We start from the raw sequence: 17334 nt of genomic DNA on the forward strand, positions 1-17334 counted from the left end.
GGATCAGACGCCCCCGATCTCGGACGCGAGGCGAGCGGCAAAGCCGTCGCTCAGGCCAATGGCGAGTTGTGGCATGATCCCGATCAGCACGACGAGGGCGAGCAGCGCCCCGATGGCGATCTTTTCGGTCCTCGTCATGGCGGTGACGGTGGCGGCGGTTTCGGTGACGTCGCCCATCATCACGCGCTGGATCGTCCACAGGAACAGCCCGGCCGTGATGACGATACCGACGACCCCTAGGATCGCCGCCAGCGGCGCGATGCCGAAGGTTCCGGCGAAAATCTGGAACTCGGCGGCAAAGCCCGACAGGCCGGGAAGCCCGAGCGAGGCGAAAGCCGCCAGGCCGAAGGCTCCGGCAAATAGCGGCGTATGTGCGGCGAGACCGCCATAGCGGGCAATCTCGTAAGTTCCGGTACGCTTGTAAAGGACGCCCGCGAGCAGGAAGAGCGCGCCAGTGATCAGGCCGTGACTGATCATCTGCAGGATCGCGCCGTTGGTCGCCACCTGCGCCGCCTGAACGCTGGTGCTCCCGGCCATTGCCACCGCGCCGACGGCCATGACGATGTAGCCCATGTGATTGACGCTGGTATAGGCAATCAGCCGCTTCAGATCCTTCTGTGCCAGCGCCACCAGCGCACCCCAGAAGATACTGACGACACCGATGGCGATCAGCAGCGGCGCGAAGCTTCGGAAAGTCTCGGGCAGCATCGGAAGCCCGATCCGCAGCAGGCCGTAGGTTCCCAGCTTCAGGAGCACACCGGCCAGGATCGCCGAGCCGGGCGCCGGCGCGTCGGCATGAGCGGGCGGCAGCCATGTGTGCAGCGGAAACACCGGGATCTTCACCCCAAGCCCAATCAGGAGGGCGAAGAAAACCACCCGCGCCAAAGTGCCGTCGCCGGCGAGCGGATTGGCGGCGATGATGGAGGGCATATCCATGGTCAGCGGATCCATCGCCAGATAGAGCCCGATGATCCCGAGCAGCAGCGCCAGCGATCCGACGAAGGTGTAGAGAAAGAATTTCAGCGCCGACGCCTTGGCGTCGTTATGCCCCCAGATCGCGATGATGAAATACATGCCGACGAGCGTCAGATCCCAAAAGACATAGAAGAGGAAGAGATCGAGCGCGGCGAAGACCCCCAGCGCCGCCGTTTCGAGAAACAGGAACCAGACGAAATACTCCTTGATCCGGCGGTCCTCGTGCCATGAGAAAACCAGGCTTATGAAAAACATGAAGGCCGTGAGCAGAAACAGCGGCAGGGACAAGCCGTCGAGTCCGACGGAATAGCCGACGCCGAGCGCTGGGATCCAGGCGATCCGCCCCTCGAACTGCAATCCCGATCCTGGATCGAAGGTAAGCGTCAGGCCGATGGCGAGGAGCAGCGTCAGCCCGCTGGCGCCGAGGCCGATCGTCCGGACGAGACCGGGTCTGGCCGCCGGCGACAGGATGACGGCGAGCATGCCAAGCACCGGCAGGAAAATCGTGATTGTCAGCATCTCAGAACCTCAAGACCCACAGCGCAACGGCAAACAACGCGGCGCTGCCGGCACTGGCAAGAACGTAGTAGCGGTGAAGCAGGCCCGACTGTGCCCTTCGGAGTTTTCCGGCTCCCTCATCCAGGGCATCGTCGAGGGCGCGAATCGCTCCATCGATGCCGACAACATCGAACGCCGCCGAACGGCGGGAGCCCACAAGGGTGGTCATTGTCGGCCAGGCGATGCTCGCCGGCGTCAGACCGCGATCATCCGATGTCGCGGCGACCCCCGAGAGCCGCCGGACGAACCCACCGATCCGATCGGCGGGACGAATCCGGTCGACCCTGTCGAGGATGCGCCCCAACGCGACCGTCGCCCGGCCGCAGAAATCCAGGACAACGATCGCGCCGAACCACGTTTCAGCCGGTTTCAGCAGCACGCGCAATCCGTGCGGCGCAAAGGGAACCAGCCGTCGCTGCGAGCGCAGCAGCAACATCCAGCCGACACCGGCTCCGACCGCGACGACAGAATACGTTGCGTCGAGCAGCTTGAACGGAGGCATCGCTTCCGCGCCGAGAGTCTCTGAAAACCAGTTTTCCAAGGGTGGCAAGGCAACGAGACCCCAGATCAGGCTGGCGAACGCAAGGCCGCCGATAGCCAGCCTGATCGGCATTGCCGGACGGGCCAGCCGCTCTGCTTCGGCAGTCCGCGGCGAGCCGCCGAAGATCGAAAGCCAGAACCGCGTGGCGTAGGCGGCCGTCAGGGCGACAGTCGCCAACAGGACGAAATGGGCGATGCCGCTCGCCGCCTCGACGGCAACGAGGATCTTGTCCTTGGTGAAGAAGCCGCCGAAGGGCGGAACGCCGCCGAGTGCCGCCGCCGCGATCAGCGCGAAGACGGCGATCGGACGCAGGCGACGGCCTACTCCTCCCAGTTCGTGGAAGGCATGCAGGCCCCGACGCACGAACAGCCCGGCGACAAGAAACAGCGCCGCCTTGAAGAACCCGTGCTCGAACAGATGCACGTCGCCGGCGGCAAGAGACCCGGCGCCGATCGCCGCGAAGATGAAGCCGAACTGGGCGGCGCTGGAGGCGGCCAGCAGCTGCTTCACCTCCTCCTGCAGCAGCGCGATCAGACTGGCGATCAGGGCCGTCGCGACGCCGATCCACAGGACCCATTCCGCGACCGCCGGCGTGGCTTGCAGCAGGCCGCCCGCCTTGGTCAAAAGCAGCGGTCCTGCGGCGAGCAGAGTCGCGGAATGAAGGTAGGCAGAGACGGGCGACGGCCCACTCATCGCGCCGGACAGCCATCCGGTGAAGGGCAGTTGCGCCGACTTGCCAAGCGCCGCCACGACAAGCCCGGCCGCGATGACCGGCCGCAGGGCGGTCCCGGCCTCGCCCAGGCCTTCGAAGCGGAAGTCGCCGACGGCGACGAAGGCGGCCATGGCCGCAACGTAGAGACCGAGATCGCCGACCCGGGTCGCGATGAAGGCGCGGTTGGCATCACGCGCCCGGTCCGTCTCTTGATACCAGAATCCGATCAGCGACCAGGAGGCGAGACCGATGAACTCGAAGCCGATCAGCGCCGACAAGATGTCCTTGGCGAAAGACAGTCCGGTTATACCGGCCAGAAAGACCAGCATCCAGCCGAAATAGCGCCCGCGCGCCGCATCGCGATCCAGAAATGCGCCGGAGTAGGCGAAGATCGCCAGGCCGACGCCGGCGGCAAGCGTGGCGAAGGGTGCGCCCTCCTTGGTGGAGGACAGATAGAAGGGAAAGTCCATGTCCTGGAAGGCAAGGAACGGCACGACGAGGTCTGAACCATCGCGCCACAGGACTAGATCGAGCGCGAAGACGACCGCAGCCACGACGGTCGCGATCATGGATGCCGAGCGGTCCAGCCTGCGCCCGGAGCATAGCAGCGCGCCTCCCGCCAGCGCAGGGAGCAGGAGCGTCAGAGCGATCAGCATTTCGGCGTCATCCCTTCAGCTCCGACACGCCGTCGACGGTGTCGGCCTCGCTGGCGCGATAGACCGCGATGACGATGGCGAAGCCGAGGGCCGCCTCGACGGCCATCAGCGCCAGCACCATGAAGCCGAAGACCTGCCCCTTGGCGCTGTCGGGGGCGACGAAGAACCAGAAGGCGACGACGCTCAGCAAGACGCCGTTGAGCATCAGTTCAAAGCCCATCATCACCATGACGATCGACTGCTGCGACAGCGCCCCCCACAGGCCGATACCCATCAGGGCAGCGGCCAGGATCAGATAGGCGTCGAGCGGGATCATCATGCCCCTCCCCCGTGCTTGCCATGCCCATGGTGATCGTGCGCGGGTTCGGGAGCCGCCGAGGCGTCGTTCGCCTCGCCGCCTTCGCTATCGCCAGGCTGACCGGGGTGCGCGGAATGCGCCGAGTGGCCGGAATCATCAGTCTCGGCATCAGCTTCTGGGCTGTGCTCCGTCATCTGCCCATGTCCGGCATGATCGCCGACGCCACCATGACCGCCGCCGCCATGATGATGCCCATGGCCTTCGCCTTTCTCGCCCGCAGCCCGTCGAGACGCGATTGCGCCGCCGAAACGCCCCCGCCGCGCAGTCAGGGCGATCACCGCGATCATGCCGGTAAGGAGAAGCACGCCCGCCGTCTCGAAGACCAGCATCGAGCCGCCCATCATCTCAAAGCCGATGGCGGCGGTGACATCCGGCGGGGGGCTGGCGTCGGAGATCGGAAAGTCAGTGACGAGGATCACGGCAGTCAGGAGGACAAACAGGGCGATTCCGGCTACGGCGGCCGCTTTCGGCTGATGGGTCATCATCATGGGATTGAGCCCGGCCGGGTTCATCATGAAGGCGATCATGAACATCACCATGATCATCATCTCGCCGATCATCATCAGAAAGGTGATGGCGAACAGGAACTCCGACTGAAGATTCAGCATGAGGACGGCGACCGCGAGGAACGAGCCCATCAGCGCGTAAGTCGCCCGAGCCATCGAGTCGAAGCGGAACACCATATAGCCGCCGACGACCGCGATCACGGCCGTGACGACGAACAACAACCAGGCCCCCATCAGCCGCCACTCCCGAACCATGCGGGGAACAGCAGCGCGACCGCTCCGACCAGAAACAAATTGACCAGAGCGAGGGGGATCAGGACGACCCAGGCGGTTTTCATGAACCAGTCGAGCCGTACGAGCGGCATCAGATGGCCCGTCAGGGCCAGCGTCCCCGCGACAAACAGCACCTTCAGGACGGTCCAGACCTCCGGCGGCAGGAAAGGCCCGGCGCCGCCGCCGAGAAAGAGAGGTACGGCGAAGGCGGCCGTCGACAAAAGCAGCGCCCGGTGGCCGAAGCGCCAGAGCAGCCTCGGTCCGCCCGACAGCTCCAGTTCAACGCCGCCGGCCAGATCCTTCGAGGCCAGAAGCGCGAACGGACCGGAGAAGGCCACCGCCAGAGCCGAAACGAGATAGATCAGGAAGCCGACCGGCTGGAGGATAACATTCCAGACATGCGCCTGTTGCCACGCGACGATCTTTCCCAACGCCAGCGACTCGGCCGGCAGCGCCACCGCTATGATGGTGATGGCGAAGGGCATCTCGTAGGCGAGCATCAGCCCGATGAAGCGATAGCCCGCGATCAGCGGATATTTCGAGTTCGGACCCCAACCGGCAGCCCAAGCGGCCACCATGATCAGCGCAAACATGGCCGTGAAGAACACCACGCCGACCGAGAGGTCCGACCCCACCGCCTCGCCGGACAGCGGCATCACGGTCAAAGCGGCGAAGACCAACGTCACCAGTAGAATTGGCGCACCGAGCCACATCACCGGATCCGGCCGTTCGGTCGGCCGGCGCTCCTTCATCAGATCGCGCAGAGCATCGCGGAAAGGTGCGGCCAGCGTGGCCAGACCCACCGGCGCGCCCGCGACGAACGACCGCGCCACCCGGTCGACGACGGCGAGATAGGCGACGCCAATCGTCACAAGCACGAGGGTTGCAATGGCCGCCGTCAAGGAAGCATCGCCTCTTCGTTCGACAGGGACAGGCTCGCGACGATCATCACCGCCTCCGAAAAAAGCCGGCCGCCAAGCAGCATCGGCAGATGCGCCAACAGCGCGCCTGTCGCGGAGCGCCAAGCTCCCGCAGTTTCCGATAACGGTCCCGTCGGTGTCTCGGCGGCCGTCGATTGCTTGTCACCTGCACGGGCGATCAGATCCAGCGACTGCCGGCTTTCGCGCACCAAAAGGCGGAACCGCGCCGCCGTGTCGCCGGCCTCCTCGACAAGCGGCTCGAAGCCGAGGTCGCGATAGGCCTCGCAGACATCACGGCGGTCGAGCGGCAGGCCGGCGGCCCGGGCGGCGAAGCCGGCCATGCCAGCGCTTTCGATCATCCGCCGGTCGAGGAGGCCGAAGCCGGCAAACCGCGTCTCTGCGTTCGCGCGCTCGATCTCCGACAGACCATCGCGCACCGTTGGCGCGTCGACGTCTCCGGCAACCGCGAGCGCCCGACGGGCCAGTCCTTCGAGGCCGGCCAGGGCCAGCATGTCCGCAATTCGCGCCAGATGATGTCGCATCCGAGCTGTCTCAAGCTCCCGGATCGCCATCGGCTGACCCCGCGTCGCGCGCAGAAATGGCGCAATGGCGACCCCGACCGCGAGCAAGTCGTCTGGGTGGACGTCGGCTTCCAGAAACCGTGCTTCCCCGCATTCGCGGACCCGCGCGCCTTGCAGGTGGAGCTTCATATGCAGGCCGGATGGTAGATGCGGGAAGAATGGCCCGAGCCCGGTCGGCAGATCGCCGAGATTCAGCCCATCGGTATCCATCATCGTCATGGCCATCGGGCGACCATAGGGCTTACCGCCCATCATGCCTTCACCGCCCTGTCCATAATCGCCCTTGCCGCGCCATTCGGCGGGCGGAACATCGTCGTGGAGCGCCTTCCATCCGACTGCCGCCGGATCGAGCAGGGCGCCGCGTACCGTCTGCGCATCCCAGTGGTCCAACGAGAGAACCGGCAGCCCGGTCGGCGTCGGGTCAGCGCCGGCCGGCCGCAGCCAGACAACCGCTCGCGGCAGGGCAAAGGTCTCGAACAGATCCCTCAGCGGGACGTTCCAGCTCGGCGGCACGAGACCGGTCAGGAGAAGAATATCGCCATTGTGGGGCGCCGTCGTCCGCGAAACCGCCCCATCCCCAACCAGACGGTTCCATGCCCGTTCGCCGCCCGCCCCGACGACGGGGAAGGCTGTCGGCGTGGCGAAGGCAAAATTGCGAAGACGCTCGATCAGTCCCATTCGAACGCCTTCTCACGCCACGCATAAAGAATGCCGATAACGAGAATGGCGATGAAGATGCCCATCTCCGCCAACGCCTTCACTCCCTCTTCGAGGAAGACGACAGCCCATGGATACATGAACACCATCTCCATATCGAAGAGGATGAAGACCAGCGCGAAGCCGAAAAACCGAGCGTGGTACTGGTGCCAGGCGTGAACGTCGGGCGCCTGCCCGCTCTCGAACGGCACCAGCGCCGGTTCGATCCGCAGACACGGTGCGAGGTAGCGATTGAGAGACAGAAGGAGGGCGGCCAGGACGCCGCCACACAGGGAAAAGTAAAGGATCGTGCCGTAGGCTGTGGTCACGCCGTCGTCCTCGCGTCAAACGGTTGCGACCGCAATCGCCCCGCGGTGGTCCCATCCGGCTTTGGAATTCGCTCACTTGTCGCGCGCATTTCACTATTGTTCGAGGAGTCCTCAAGGAGACTCTGGTGCATGACAGGTATCCCCGTGGCTGGGCGGCAACAAGCTGCGCCTTCCAGCCACGGGAAGGTCAACCCCGGTCGGCGGATAAATGCGGAAACGACTACCGGTCGCGCTTGTCCTCATGGAATCGTTCGACCGTGGCGCCTTGATGATCCGGCCCGCTCGACCTGCCTATTCGGGCCGGCACGATTGGTCTTTGTAAACCGATGCTCGATGTCATGCTCGCGGCGGCGGATGTTTTCTATTGCTCTTCAAACCTTCCGACTGTTTATCCGGAATACTCTTTTTCGACTCGCCTTGCATTCTGGACCTGGACATAGCGGATGATGATCACGGTGATTGGTAGCGGCTATGTCGGGCTGGTGGCCGGCGCCTGTTTGGCCGAACTTGGCAACGATGTCGTTTGCATCGACACTGACCCCGCCAAGATCGACATGTTGCGGCGAGGCCAAGTGCCGATCTTCGAGCCCGGTCTCGAGCCGCTGCTGCAGCGCGGCCAACAGTCCGGACGGCTGGAATTCACCACCGACTACGACCTCGCCGTCGGCCGCAGCACCATCTTCCTGATCGCCGTCGGCACGCCGCCCGAGGAAGATGGCAGCGCGGATTTGCGCCACGTCCTGTCCGCTGCGGCGGCGATCGGCGAGCGACTGACGCAAAAATCGGTGATCGTCAACAAATCGACGGTCCCGGTGGACACCGCGGCAAAGGTCGAGGCAGTGATCGCCGACAGGCTTCGATCTCGCGGCGTCGAGGTGGAGTTCGCGGTCGTGAGCAATCCTGAATTCCTCAAGGAGGGGGCCGCGATCGAGGACTTCACGCGGCCGGACCGCATCATCATCGGAAGTTCCGATACTTGGGCCACCGAAGTGATGCGGAATCTGTACGCGCCTCTCAATCGTCGCCAGGACAAGATCATCGTCATGGATCCGCGGAGCGCGGAACTGACGAAATATGCGGCAAATGCGATGCTTGCGACACGCATCAGCTTCATGAACGAGCTTGCCCATCTCTCGGAAGCCGTGGGAGCGGACATCGAGGCGGTGCGGCGCGGCATCGGAAGCGACCCCCGCATCGGCTTTCGGTTCCTTTATCCCGGCAGCGGATATGGCGGCAGCTGCTTCCCCAAGGACGCCCGCGCCCTGATACGCATGGGCGCGGAGCGCGAGGTGCCGTTGCGCGTCATGCATGCGGTGGAAGAGGCGAACGAACGCCAGAAGCACGCGCTTTTCGAAAAGCTTGCCGCATTTTACGGTGGTGCGCGCGGACTGGACGGCAAGACGATCGCGCTTTGGGGGCTCTCCTTCAAGCCCGATACGGACGACATGCGCGAAGCCCCCAGTTGCGTGTTAATAGAGGACTTGCTGTCCCATGGCGCCCAGGTGCGGGCCTACGATCCGGCGGCGATGAAGCAGACGCGGCAAATTTTCGCGGATGCTTCGCGGCTAACCTTGTGCCCCAGTGCCGCGGATGCGTTGGAGGGAAGCGACGCCCTCGCCATCGTGACCGAGTGGCGCGAGTTTCGTAGCCCCGATTTCGATGAAATCGCGTCCCGGCTGAAGGACAAGGCGGTCTTCGATGGCCGCAACATGTACGAGCGAAGCGCCACCGATGCCGCCGGCCTGGCCTATTTCGACATCGGGAGGAATCCCGTCGAGCCCCGGGAGAGGTAACCGCACCAGTCTGCGCAAGATACCTGCGGGACAGACGACCTCAATGATCGCCAGCGTCGGATTTCTCGTGACCGGTGTCGCTCGTAAGAGCGACGAGTTCGGGTGGAAGCGTATACGGCCCGCCCTTCATCATGGCGAGCACCTCCTCGCCAGGGTTGAATTCGGTTACGGTCGACTTCAACAGACGCAAGGCTCCCGCCAGGTCGTGCGCATCGATCAGACGTCTCATCTCGTCAAAGATACGCAGGATGACGCCGCACTCGATCGCCCGCGGGAACGCCACGAGGATTCCCTCGATATCGGTCTGTCCCAAAGTCTCGCGGGCGTCGAACAGCTCTTCATAGAGCTTTTCGCCGGGCCGCAACCCGGTATAGACGATGTTCACGTCGATATCCGGCCGCAAGCCGGAAAGGCGAATGACGTTCCGCGCAAGATCGGCGATCTTCACCGGAGCGCCCATGTCGACCACGAAAATCCTCCCGCGTTCCTCGGGTTCTTCCAGACTGTGGGCGGCCGATTGCAGCACCAGTAGGCAGGCTTCCGGAATCGTCATAAAATAGCGTTCGATCTCCGGATGGGTAACCGTCAGGGGGCCGCCCGCCTTCAACTGCTTTTCGAACAGCGGAACGACGGAACCGGCCGAGCCGAGGACATTGCCGAAACGGACGGTGACGAAACGGGTCCCGGTCTTGCCGGCACTGAGGTCCATCGCCTGGCAGAACATCTCCGCCATCCGCTTGCTGGCGCCCATGACGTTCGCCGGATTGACGGCCTTGTCCGTGGAGATCATGACCACGGCGCCCACCTTGGCGCGCACGGCGGCCTCCGCCACGTTGCGGGTTCCGATCGCATTGGTGAACAGCCCTTCGAGCGGCTGTGCTTCGACGATCGGCACATGCTTCAGCGCCGCCGCGTGGAAGATCACGTCCGGCTGGTGCATATCGATGATGCGGGCGATCCCTTCCCTTTCGCGCACGTTGCACAACAGCGGATACAGGTCGTATTGCGGATTGTTCCGGCGAAGCTCGGCATCGATCGCGTAAAGCAGGTACTCGCTGGCATCCACAAGGATCAGGCTCGCCGGTTCGAGGGCGACGATCTGGCGGACGAGCTCCGATCCGATCGAGCCGCCCGCGCCGGTTATCAGGATCTTCTGATCCTTGATCATGGTCGCCATTTTCGGGAGGTTTAACTGTAACGGCTTGCGCTGCAACAAATCTTCAAGCTTGATCGGCCGGACATCCATCTCCGAGCCGAGTTCGCGAAGGTCGAGAACCTTCGGCAAGCGCAGCATCTCGAGGTGATGCTCGCTGGCGATGTCGATCAGATCCTGCATTCGCGCGTGGCGCTCGTAGTCGTCGCGCGTCCGCGTCAGGATCAACGCTTCCGGCCGGCGGCCCTGTCGGTCGAAACGCCGGATGATCTGCGGCAGTTTCTCCAGGGAGCCGAGCACCGGAACGCCGCGAATGAACCGGCCGGTGCGGCGTCCGCGTTCGTCGATGATTGCCAGAACCTCGAAGGCCTGCCCGCTTCGTTCCGCGATCGTCTTCAAGAACGTCTCGCTGTTATCGCCCGCGCCGATCAACAGGACGCGTTTGGCCACGCCGCCATCTCTGCGGACATCCCGGCGCGTATCCCGCCAGTTGCGGTAAACCCGATAAACGGCGCGCGGCGCCGCCAGCAAGACGATCAGAAACGCCCACGCGATAATCATGGACGAGCGCGGGATCGCCTCCAGCCGCACCAGCAGGAAATGAGCGACGATGAAAATTGAAACGGCGATGGTCGCCGCCTTGATGATCGCCACCAGATCCGGGAGCGACGCATAGCGCCAGACGCCCCGGTTCATCCCGAGCACGAAGCCGACGATGCCGACGACCGCGCCAAAGATAATCGCCGCGAGGCCATATTCCGGCAAGTTGGCAAGGACCCTGTTCAGGTCCAGCCGCAGGACCAAAGCCAGAAACAGCGCCGCGGCCCCCATGATGCTGTCATGGACTAAAGCTATGCCTCGAAGGAAAAGCATCCGGGAGACGTGACTTGAACGTGCCATAACAACCATCCACCCACAGTGGAAATTCGAAGGAATTAAATGTTTCTTATCCAAAAAATCCGCCGGGGGATAGGCCGAGGTCCCTTCTACCCCAGGGGGCATCAGCATGACGTGCTTCATGGCCGGAGTTTGGCCCCCCGGCAAGTCGGGCATATGACAGGCGCCGCCCGTCCCGGCGGAAGTTGATTGCGCCGGTTCAGTTTTCGACGATCGCCACCAGGGTCTGCAGCTTGTGCTGGAGATGTTCCTTCATCAACCGTCCCAGAAGCGCGGCGTTTCGAGCTGCCAGCGCGGCATGGATGGCTTCATGTTCCCGGGTCGCGGCAAGCCATCGCTCGGGCGTCAGATTGGCTTGGTAGCGCGCGCGGTAGACCCTACGCGCCACCATGGCGTGGTGCTGAATGAGGGTGGGATTGCCGGCGGCGGCCAGGATGGCGCCGTGGATCGCCTGATTGATCTCGAAATAGGCCGGGCGGTCGTGAGTCTCGTAGGTTTGACGGAGCCGCCGTGTCAGATCGCCGATCGACGCGATATCCGGCTCGGATGCCCGCTCGGCCGCGAGTTCCCCGGCCAGACCTTCCAGCGCCGCGATCAGGGGAAACAATTCCGCGAGTTCCGCCAGTGTCTGCCGGGACACGATGGCGCCACGGTTGGGAACGAGTTGAACGAGCCCTTCGTGGGCCAGAACCTTCAGAGCTTCCCGGACCGGTGTCCGCGATACGCCGAAGCGTTCGGTCAGCGCTTTTTCCGGCACCTTCTCGCCCGACTTCAGTTCGCCTTCCATGATCATCCGGCGCATTCGGTCCGTGAGTTCGACCGCCAGCGCGGGACGCGTTACGAATCCGTCGGGGGTAAGGTCAGCAAGGCTCATGTCTCATTGTCCTGCGTCAGTATGGCGAGCCGCCGAGAGGCCGTCGCGCTTGATCTTGGTCCCACCGCAACACACAGCGGACGGAATGCCGCTGCTAGGCCGCCGTGGCCGGCCGGTCCAGCGCGCCGGCCAGAACCTCGGCGACGTGAACCGCCTTGCGATCAGCGCCGTCGGCAATCTGGTGGCGACACGAGGTGCCGTCGGCGACGATGATCGCATCCTCCGGCGCGCTTCGCACGGCAGGCAGCAAGGACAATTCGCCCATCGCCAACGACACGTCGATCGTCTCGGCATCATAGCCGAAGGCGCCGGCCATCCCGCAGCAGGACGATTCGATGATCGCCAAGTCGAGCTTCGGAATCAGACGCAACGCCGCTTCGACCGCGGACATCGCGCCGAACGCCTTTTGGTGGCAGTGTCCGTGCAGACAGGCCTTCCGGTCCAGCGGCCCGAGCGGCAAGGACAGGCGGCCAGCCCGACTTTCGCTGACGAGAAACTCCTCGAACAGCATCGCGCCGGCGGCAACGGCTTCGGCGTCCTCGCCCGGCACCAATGCCAGGAATTCGTCGCGCAACGTCAGGATACAGGACGGCTCGAGCCCGATGATGGCCCGGCCCGCCCGCACGTGCGGCAGCAAGGCGGCGATGGTGCGCCGCGCCTCCTCCCTGGCACGATCCGCCATACCCGCCGCGAGATAGGTCCGGCCACAGCACAGCGGCCGCTCGCCACCGCCGAGACTGGCGGTCTCGACGTGGTAGCCGCCCGCCTGGAGCACCTTGACGGCCGCGCGGAGGGTCTCGGGGTCGAACCAGCGGCCGAAGGTGTCGGCGAAAAGAACCACGCGACGCTCTTGAGCCTCCGCCGGAATCTCGCCGCCCCGCCCTTCCCCGTCGCGGAACCAGTCGCGCCGAAAGACCGGCAGCGTCCGACGACGGGAGAAACCGAAGAGGCGCTCCGACAGCGCGGCAAGTCCGGGAACACGGTTGCGCAGCGCCAGCAAGTCCGTCAGCCGCGCCGCCACCGGAGCATAGCGCGGCAACCCGGCGATCAGCCGATCCTTCAGCGAAAAGCCCTTCCCCTTGCCTCGTTGATAGAGCACTTCCGCCTTCATCTTCGCCATGTCGACGCCGGTCGGGCATTCGCGGCGGCAGGCCTTGCAGGAGACACACAGTTTCAGCGTCTCGGCCATCTCGTCCGAGGCCAACGCATCGGGGCCGAGTTGCCCCGACAGGGCCAGGCGCAGCGTATTGGCGCGGCCGCGCGTCACGTGCTTCTCGTCGCGGGTGGCGCGGTAGCTCGGGCACATGACGGCTCCGGCCATCTTCCGGCAGGCGCCATTGTTGTTGCACATCTCGACGGCGCCCTGCAGCCCGCCCGCCGCCCCCGGCCAGGCTGACCAGTCGAAAGCCGTCGCGATGTCCTCGACCGCGTAGCCCGGCGGGTATCGCATCAAGCTGCGATCGTCCATCTTCGGCGGGTGGACGATCTTGCCGGGATTGAGCAGCCCGGACGGATCGAAAGCGGCCTTCACCTCATCGAACGCGCGCGCGATGCGCGACCCGAACATCGCCTCGTGAAACTCGGAGCGGACGATGCCGTCGCCATGTTCGCCGGAATGCGAGCCCTTGTATTCGCGCACCATCGCGAAGGCCTCTTCGGCGATCGCCCGCATGGTCGCGACATCCTTGTCCAGCTTGACGTTCAGCACCGGACGGACATGCAGGCAGCCTTCGGAGGCGTGGGCGTACCAGGTGCCGCGCGTGCCATGGCGCGCGAAGATCGCCGTCAACCGATCGGTATAGTCGGCGAGATGTTCCAGCGGCACCGCGCAATCCTCGACGAAGGAAACCGGTTTTCCCGCTTCTTTCATCGACATCATGATGTTGAGGCCCGAGGCGCGCAGGTCGGCGATGGCGGCCTGCAGCTTGGCGTCCTTGACCGCAACGACGCCGCCTTCTTGTTCGCCTCCCTTGCCGAAGCCGTAGCCGAGACTGTTCATGACGTCCCGCAGCGCCCCGATGCTGCGTTCGTTCTCGTCCGCCTCGTCGGCGAATTCGACCAAGAGCAGCGCCGCCGGGTCGCCTTCAACGAAAGCTTCCAGCGTCGGCACGAACATGTCGATCCGCCGGGCGAGCGCGATCATGGTCGAATCGACGAGTTCGACGGACGTCGGTCTGAGCGCGACGATGTGTTGAGCCGCCTCCATCGCCGCCCTAAAGGTCGGGAAATGGCAGGCGCCGAGCAGTTTGGTGGCTTTCGGCAGCGGCGACAGCGCGATCTCGATGGCCGTCGAAATCCCGAGCGTGCCCTCCGAGCCGACGAGGAGATGAGCGAGATTGATCGGCTCGGCCGCCGGCATCAGCGCGTCCAGATTGTAGCCGCCGACCCGCCGCTGGACCTTCGGGAACCGCGCTTCGATCTCGGCGGCCTCGCGCCGGCCGAGCGCCAGCATGGCGGCGACGAGATCGCGTGGCGGCTCTTCCGAGGCACCCTGGTCGAGGCGGGCGAAGCGGCCCCTGGTGCCATCGGCGAGGATCGCGTCGATGGCGATGACATTGTCGCGCATGGTGCCATAGCGCAGCGAGCGCGAGCCGCAGGAGTTGTTGCCGGCCATGCCGCCGATCGTCGCCCGCGAAGCGGTGGAAACATCGACCGGAAACCACAGGCCATGCGGCTTCAGGAGCCGGTTGAGGTCGTCCAGCACGATGCCCGGCTCGACCACCGCGCGACGGCCTTCGACATCCAGTTCCAGCAGACGGTTGAGGTATTTCGAGGTGTCGACGACGAGCCCGGAATTGACCGTCTGGCCGCATTGCGACGTGCCGCCGCCCCGCATCGTCAGCGGCAGTCCCTCCTCGCGAGCCGCGTCGAGTGCGGCGGCGACGTCGTCCGTCGTCCGCGCCACCACGACGCCGACCGGCATGATCTGGTAGATCGACGCATCGGTCGCGTAACGCCCACGCGAAAAGCGGTCGAACAGCACCTCCCCGGCGATTTCTTTCGATAGCCTGCGGGACAGGCCCGGCCGGATCATCTTACCCACGATTTCGGATCTCCACTCCGGGAAAGCACCATTCGCCGCTTGACAGAAATAATGAATTCATAATTCAATATGACCGCAATTAAGATGTGCCGGCAAGAGCGCATCGCAGGAAAGGGATCGGATGCGACAAGGCGTCACGATCTCAGGGGGGACTAATCGTGAGCTATCAACCGGGACGGCATTTCCTCCAGATTCCGGGGCCGACGAACGTTCCTGATCGCGTCCTGCGGGCGATGGACCGGCCGACGATCGACCACCGCGGCCCGGACTTCCAAGCTCTAGGCCAGCGCGTGTTGTCGGGCATCCGCACGATCTTCAAGACGAAGAATCCCGTCGTGATTTACCCGGCCTCCGGAACCGGCGCCTGGGAAGCGGCGCTAGTCAACACGCTGTCGCCCGGTGACCGGGTGCTGATGTACGAGACCGGGCATTTCGCCAGTCTCTGGAAGAAACTGGCGGAACGCCTTGGTCTGAAAACGGAATTCATCGCTGGCGACTGGCGCCACGGCGCCAACCCGGCGGCAATCGGCGAGCGTCTTACGGCCGACAAAGGCCACGCGATCAAGGCGGTCTGCGTCGTCCACAACGAGACCGCGACCGGCTGTGTGTCGCCCATCGCCGATGTCCGCAAGGCCATCGATGCGGCGAACCATCCTGCCCTTCTCATGGTCGATACGATCTCCTCCCTCGGTTCGATCGACTACCGCCACGACGAATGGGGTGTCGACGTCACCGTGGGCGGCTCGCAAAAGGGGCTGATGCTGCCTCCCGGCCTGTCGTTCAACGCCCTGTCCGACAAGGCGATCGAAGCGTCGAAATCATCGACACTGCCGAAATCCTACTGGGCGTGGGACGAGATGCGGGCGCCCAACGACAACGGATTTTTCCCGTACACGCCGGCGACCAATCTGCTCTACGGCCTCGATGCGGCGATCGAGATGTTGCATGAGGAAGGCCTCGACAACGTCTTCGCCCGTCACCAGCGCCACGGCGCGGCGACGCGCGCGGCCGTCTCGGCGTGGGGGCTGGACGTTCTGTGCGCCGAGCCGGCCGAGCATTCGGGCGCTCTGACCGCCGCCGTGATGCCCGGCGAGACGGGCGCCGACGCCTTGCGCAAGATCATCCTCGAGCGCTTCGACATGTCGCTCGGTGCCGGACTGTCGAAAGTGGCCGACAAGATTTTCCGCATCGGCCATCTTGGGGACTTCAACGATCTCATGCTTGTCGGTACGCTGGGGGGCGTGGAGATGGGCTTGCGGATAGCGGACGTGCGGCACAAGTCTGGCGGCGTGGAGGCGGCGATGGAGGTGCTCGCCACCGCGACGGAGGGGCAGGCGCAACAAGCGGCAGAGTAAGAATCGGGCGGAGGAAACCGCCCGTCCGAATGCAACTGGGAGGAAAGACAATGAAAATTCGCACATTGATGATGGGCGTCGCGGCCGCGGCGCTTTGGGGAACGGCGGCGAACGCCCAGGAGGTCCTGAAACTGGGCCATGTCGGCGCGCCGGGATCGCTCTACGAATCCACCGGCAACAACTTCGCCGAATGCGTCGGCGCAAGCGGCAAGGCAACGGTGGAGGTCTACGGCTCCTCGCAGCTCGGCAATGACGAGGAAATGCTGCAGAAGCTCAAGCTCGGGCAGATCGCCTTCTCGATTCCCTCTTCGATCATGAGCTCGGTGTCGCCGACTTTCGGCATCTTCGAGATGCCCTATCTGATCAAGGACCGCGACCACATGCGCAAGGTCCGCGACGAGATGGGCGGGACCTTCGTCGATGCGGCGAGCGGCAAGGGCTACCAGATCATCGGCTTTTGGGAAAATGGCTTCCGCAACGTGACCAACAACGTCCGGGCGGTTACCGTGCCGACCGATCTGGAGGGCATCAAGCTGCGCACGCCAAAGGGCGAGTGGCGGGTGAAGATGTTCCAGAGCTACGGCGCCAACCCGACGCCGATGGCCTTCTCGGAAGTGTTCACGGCACTGAAGACGGGCGTGATCGACGGTCAGGAAAACCCCCTCGCCCAGATCTATTCGGGCAAGTTCCAGGAGGTGCAGAAGTACCTCTCGATGACCGGTCACGTCTATTCGCCGGCCTATCTGGCGAGTTCCGCCAAGCAGTGGGAAGGCTGGGACGACGAGCTGAAGACCGCGATCCAGGATTGCGCGGTCAAGGCCAGCGACTTCGCCTATGACGAATCGGCGCGGCTCGACGGCGAACTGGTCGACAAGATCAAGGAAGCCGGCGTCGAGGTGAACGAGGCCGACAAGGATGCCTTCATCGAGGCCTCCAAGCCAATCTACGAGGAGTTCGGCCAGCAGGTCGAGGGTGGCCAGAAGCTGATCGAGGACATCCAGTCGCTCGCCTCCAGCTCATAAACTGAAGGCCGGTGGCGTCCGCGCCGCCGGCCTACCTTCATTGCTGCACGGCCCGTCCGGCGGACGGCCGTCCTCTATTACCGATAATCGAC

General features: G+C 64.4%; 13 protein-coding genes. 3 read left to right on the forward strand and 10 right to left on the reverse strand.

Features of this window, described 5'->3' with window-relative positions; all coding sequences use genetic code 11:
* Positions 1–3: 3 nt before the first annotated feature.
* Genes ING15_RS09375 through ING15_RS09405 form a run of 7 tightly spaced genes read right to left on the reverse strand, consistent with a single transcriptional unit; the run spans position 4 to position 7105 of the window.
* Positions 4–1494, reverse strand: a complete 1491-nt coding sequence (locus ING15_RS09375) for a complex I subunit 4 family protein (RefSeq protein WP_206454528.1) — start codon at positions 1492–1494, stop codon at positions 4–6.
* Position 1495: 1 nt separating this feature from the next.
* Positions 1496–3442 carry an NADH-quinone oxidoreductase subunit 5 family protein gene (locus ING15_RS09380; RefSeq protein WP_206454529.1) on the reverse strand — a complete coding sequence of 649 codons (1947 nt, stop codon included), beginning with the start codon at positions 3440–3442 and terminating at the stop codon, positions 1496–1498.
* A 7-nt stretch (positions 3443–3449) separates the two neighbouring features.
* On the reverse strand, positions 3450–3761 hold the full coding sequence (gene nuoK, locus ING15_RS09385) for an NADH-quinone oxidoreductase subunit NuoK (RefSeq protein ID WP_206454530.1): 312 nt from the start codon (positions 3759–3761) through the stop codon (positions 3450–3452).
* Positions 3758–4540, reverse strand: a complete 783-nt coding sequence (locus ING15_RS09390; protein ID WP_206454531.1) for an NADH-quinone oxidoreductase subunit J family protein — start codon at positions 4538–4540, stop codon at positions 3758–3760. The genes nuoK and ING15_RS09390 overlap by 4 nt, the downstream gene beginning before the upstream one ends.
* Positions 4540–5481, reverse strand: coding sequence for a complex I subunit 1/NuoH family protein (locus ING15_RS09395; RefSeq protein WP_206454532.1), 942 nt, complete (start codon positions 5479–5481; stop codon positions 4540–4542). Before ING15_RS09395 ends, ING15_RS09390 begins: the two co-directional genes overlap by 1 nt.
* On the reverse strand, positions 5478–6758 hold the full coding sequence (locus tag ING15_RS09400) for an NADH-quinone oxidoreductase subunit D-related protein (RefSeq protein WP_206454533.1): 1281 nt from the start codon (positions 6756–6758) through the stop codon (positions 5478–5480). Before ING15_RS09400 ends, ING15_RS09395 begins: the two co-directional genes overlap by 4 nt.
* The gene (locus ING15_RS09405; protein ID WP_332873804.1) at positions 6749–7105 is read right to left on the reverse strand and encodes an NADH-quinone oxidoreductase subunit A; all 357 of its coding nucleotides are present in this window, start codon (positions 7103–7105) and stop codon (positions 6749–6751) included. Before ING15_RS09405 ends, ING15_RS09400 begins: the two co-directional genes overlap by 10 nt.
* A gap of 443 nt (positions 7106–7548) precedes the next feature.
* On the opposite strand from ING15_RS09405, the gene ING15_RS09410 reads away from it, so the two are divergent.
* On the forward strand, positions 7549–8898 hold the full coding sequence (locus tag ING15_RS09410) for a UDP-glucose dehydrogenase family protein (RefSeq protein ID WP_206454534.1): 1350 nt from the start codon (positions 7549–7551) through the stop codon (positions 8896–8898).
* Between the two features lie 40 nt (positions 8899–8938).
* Here ING15_RS09410 and ING15_RS09415 read toward each other — a convergent pair whose 3' ends face one another.
* The 3 genes from ING15_RS09415 to ING15_RS09425 all read right to left on the reverse strand — a co-directional run bounded on the left by ING15_RS09415 (position 8939) and on the right by ING15_RS09425 (position 14856).
* On the reverse strand, positions 8939–10882 hold the full coding sequence (locus tag ING15_RS09415) for a polysaccharide biosynthesis protein (protein ID WP_206454535.1): 1944 nt from the start codon (positions 10880–10882) through the stop codon (positions 8939–8941).
* A gap of 265 nt (positions 10883–11147) precedes the next feature.
* Positions 11148–11822: a GntR family transcriptional regulator gene (locus tag ING15_RS09420; protein ID WP_206454536.1), complete on the reverse strand. Its 675-nt coding sequence runs from the start codon at positions 11820–11822 to the stop codon at positions 11148–11150.
* Positions 11823–11916: 94 nt separating this feature from the next.
* On the reverse strand, positions 11917–14856 hold the full coding sequence (locus tag ING15_RS09425) for an FAD-binding and (Fe-S)-binding domain-containing protein (RefSeq protein ID WP_206454594.1): 2940 nt from the start codon (positions 14854–14856) through the stop codon (positions 11917–11919).
* A 167-nt stretch (positions 14857–15023) separates the two neighbouring features.
* Between ING15_RS09425 and ING15_RS09430 the strand changes: the two genes are divergently transcribed.
* Both ING15_RS09430 and ING15_RS09435 read left to right on the forward strand, forming a co-directional pair.
* Complete coding sequence (locus tag ING15_RS09430) at positions 15024–16220, forward strand: pyridoxal-phosphate-dependent aminotransferase family protein (RefSeq protein ID WP_206454537.1); 1197 nt, start codon at positions 15024–15026, stop codon at positions 16218–16220.
* A gap of 50 nt (positions 16221–16270) precedes the next feature.
* Positions 16271–17242, forward strand: coding sequence for a TRAP transporter substrate-binding protein (locus ING15_RS09435; RefSeq protein ID WP_232845667.1), 972 nt, complete (start codon positions 16271–16273; stop codon positions 17240–17242).
* Positions 17243–17334: the final 92 nt, after the last annotated feature.

Source organism: Aurantimonas marina (assembly GCF_017183135.1).
In the GTDB taxonomy this organism is placed as follows: Bacteria; Pseudomonadota; Alphaproteobacteria; order Rhizobiales; family Rhizobiaceae; genus Aurantimonas; species Aurantimonas marina.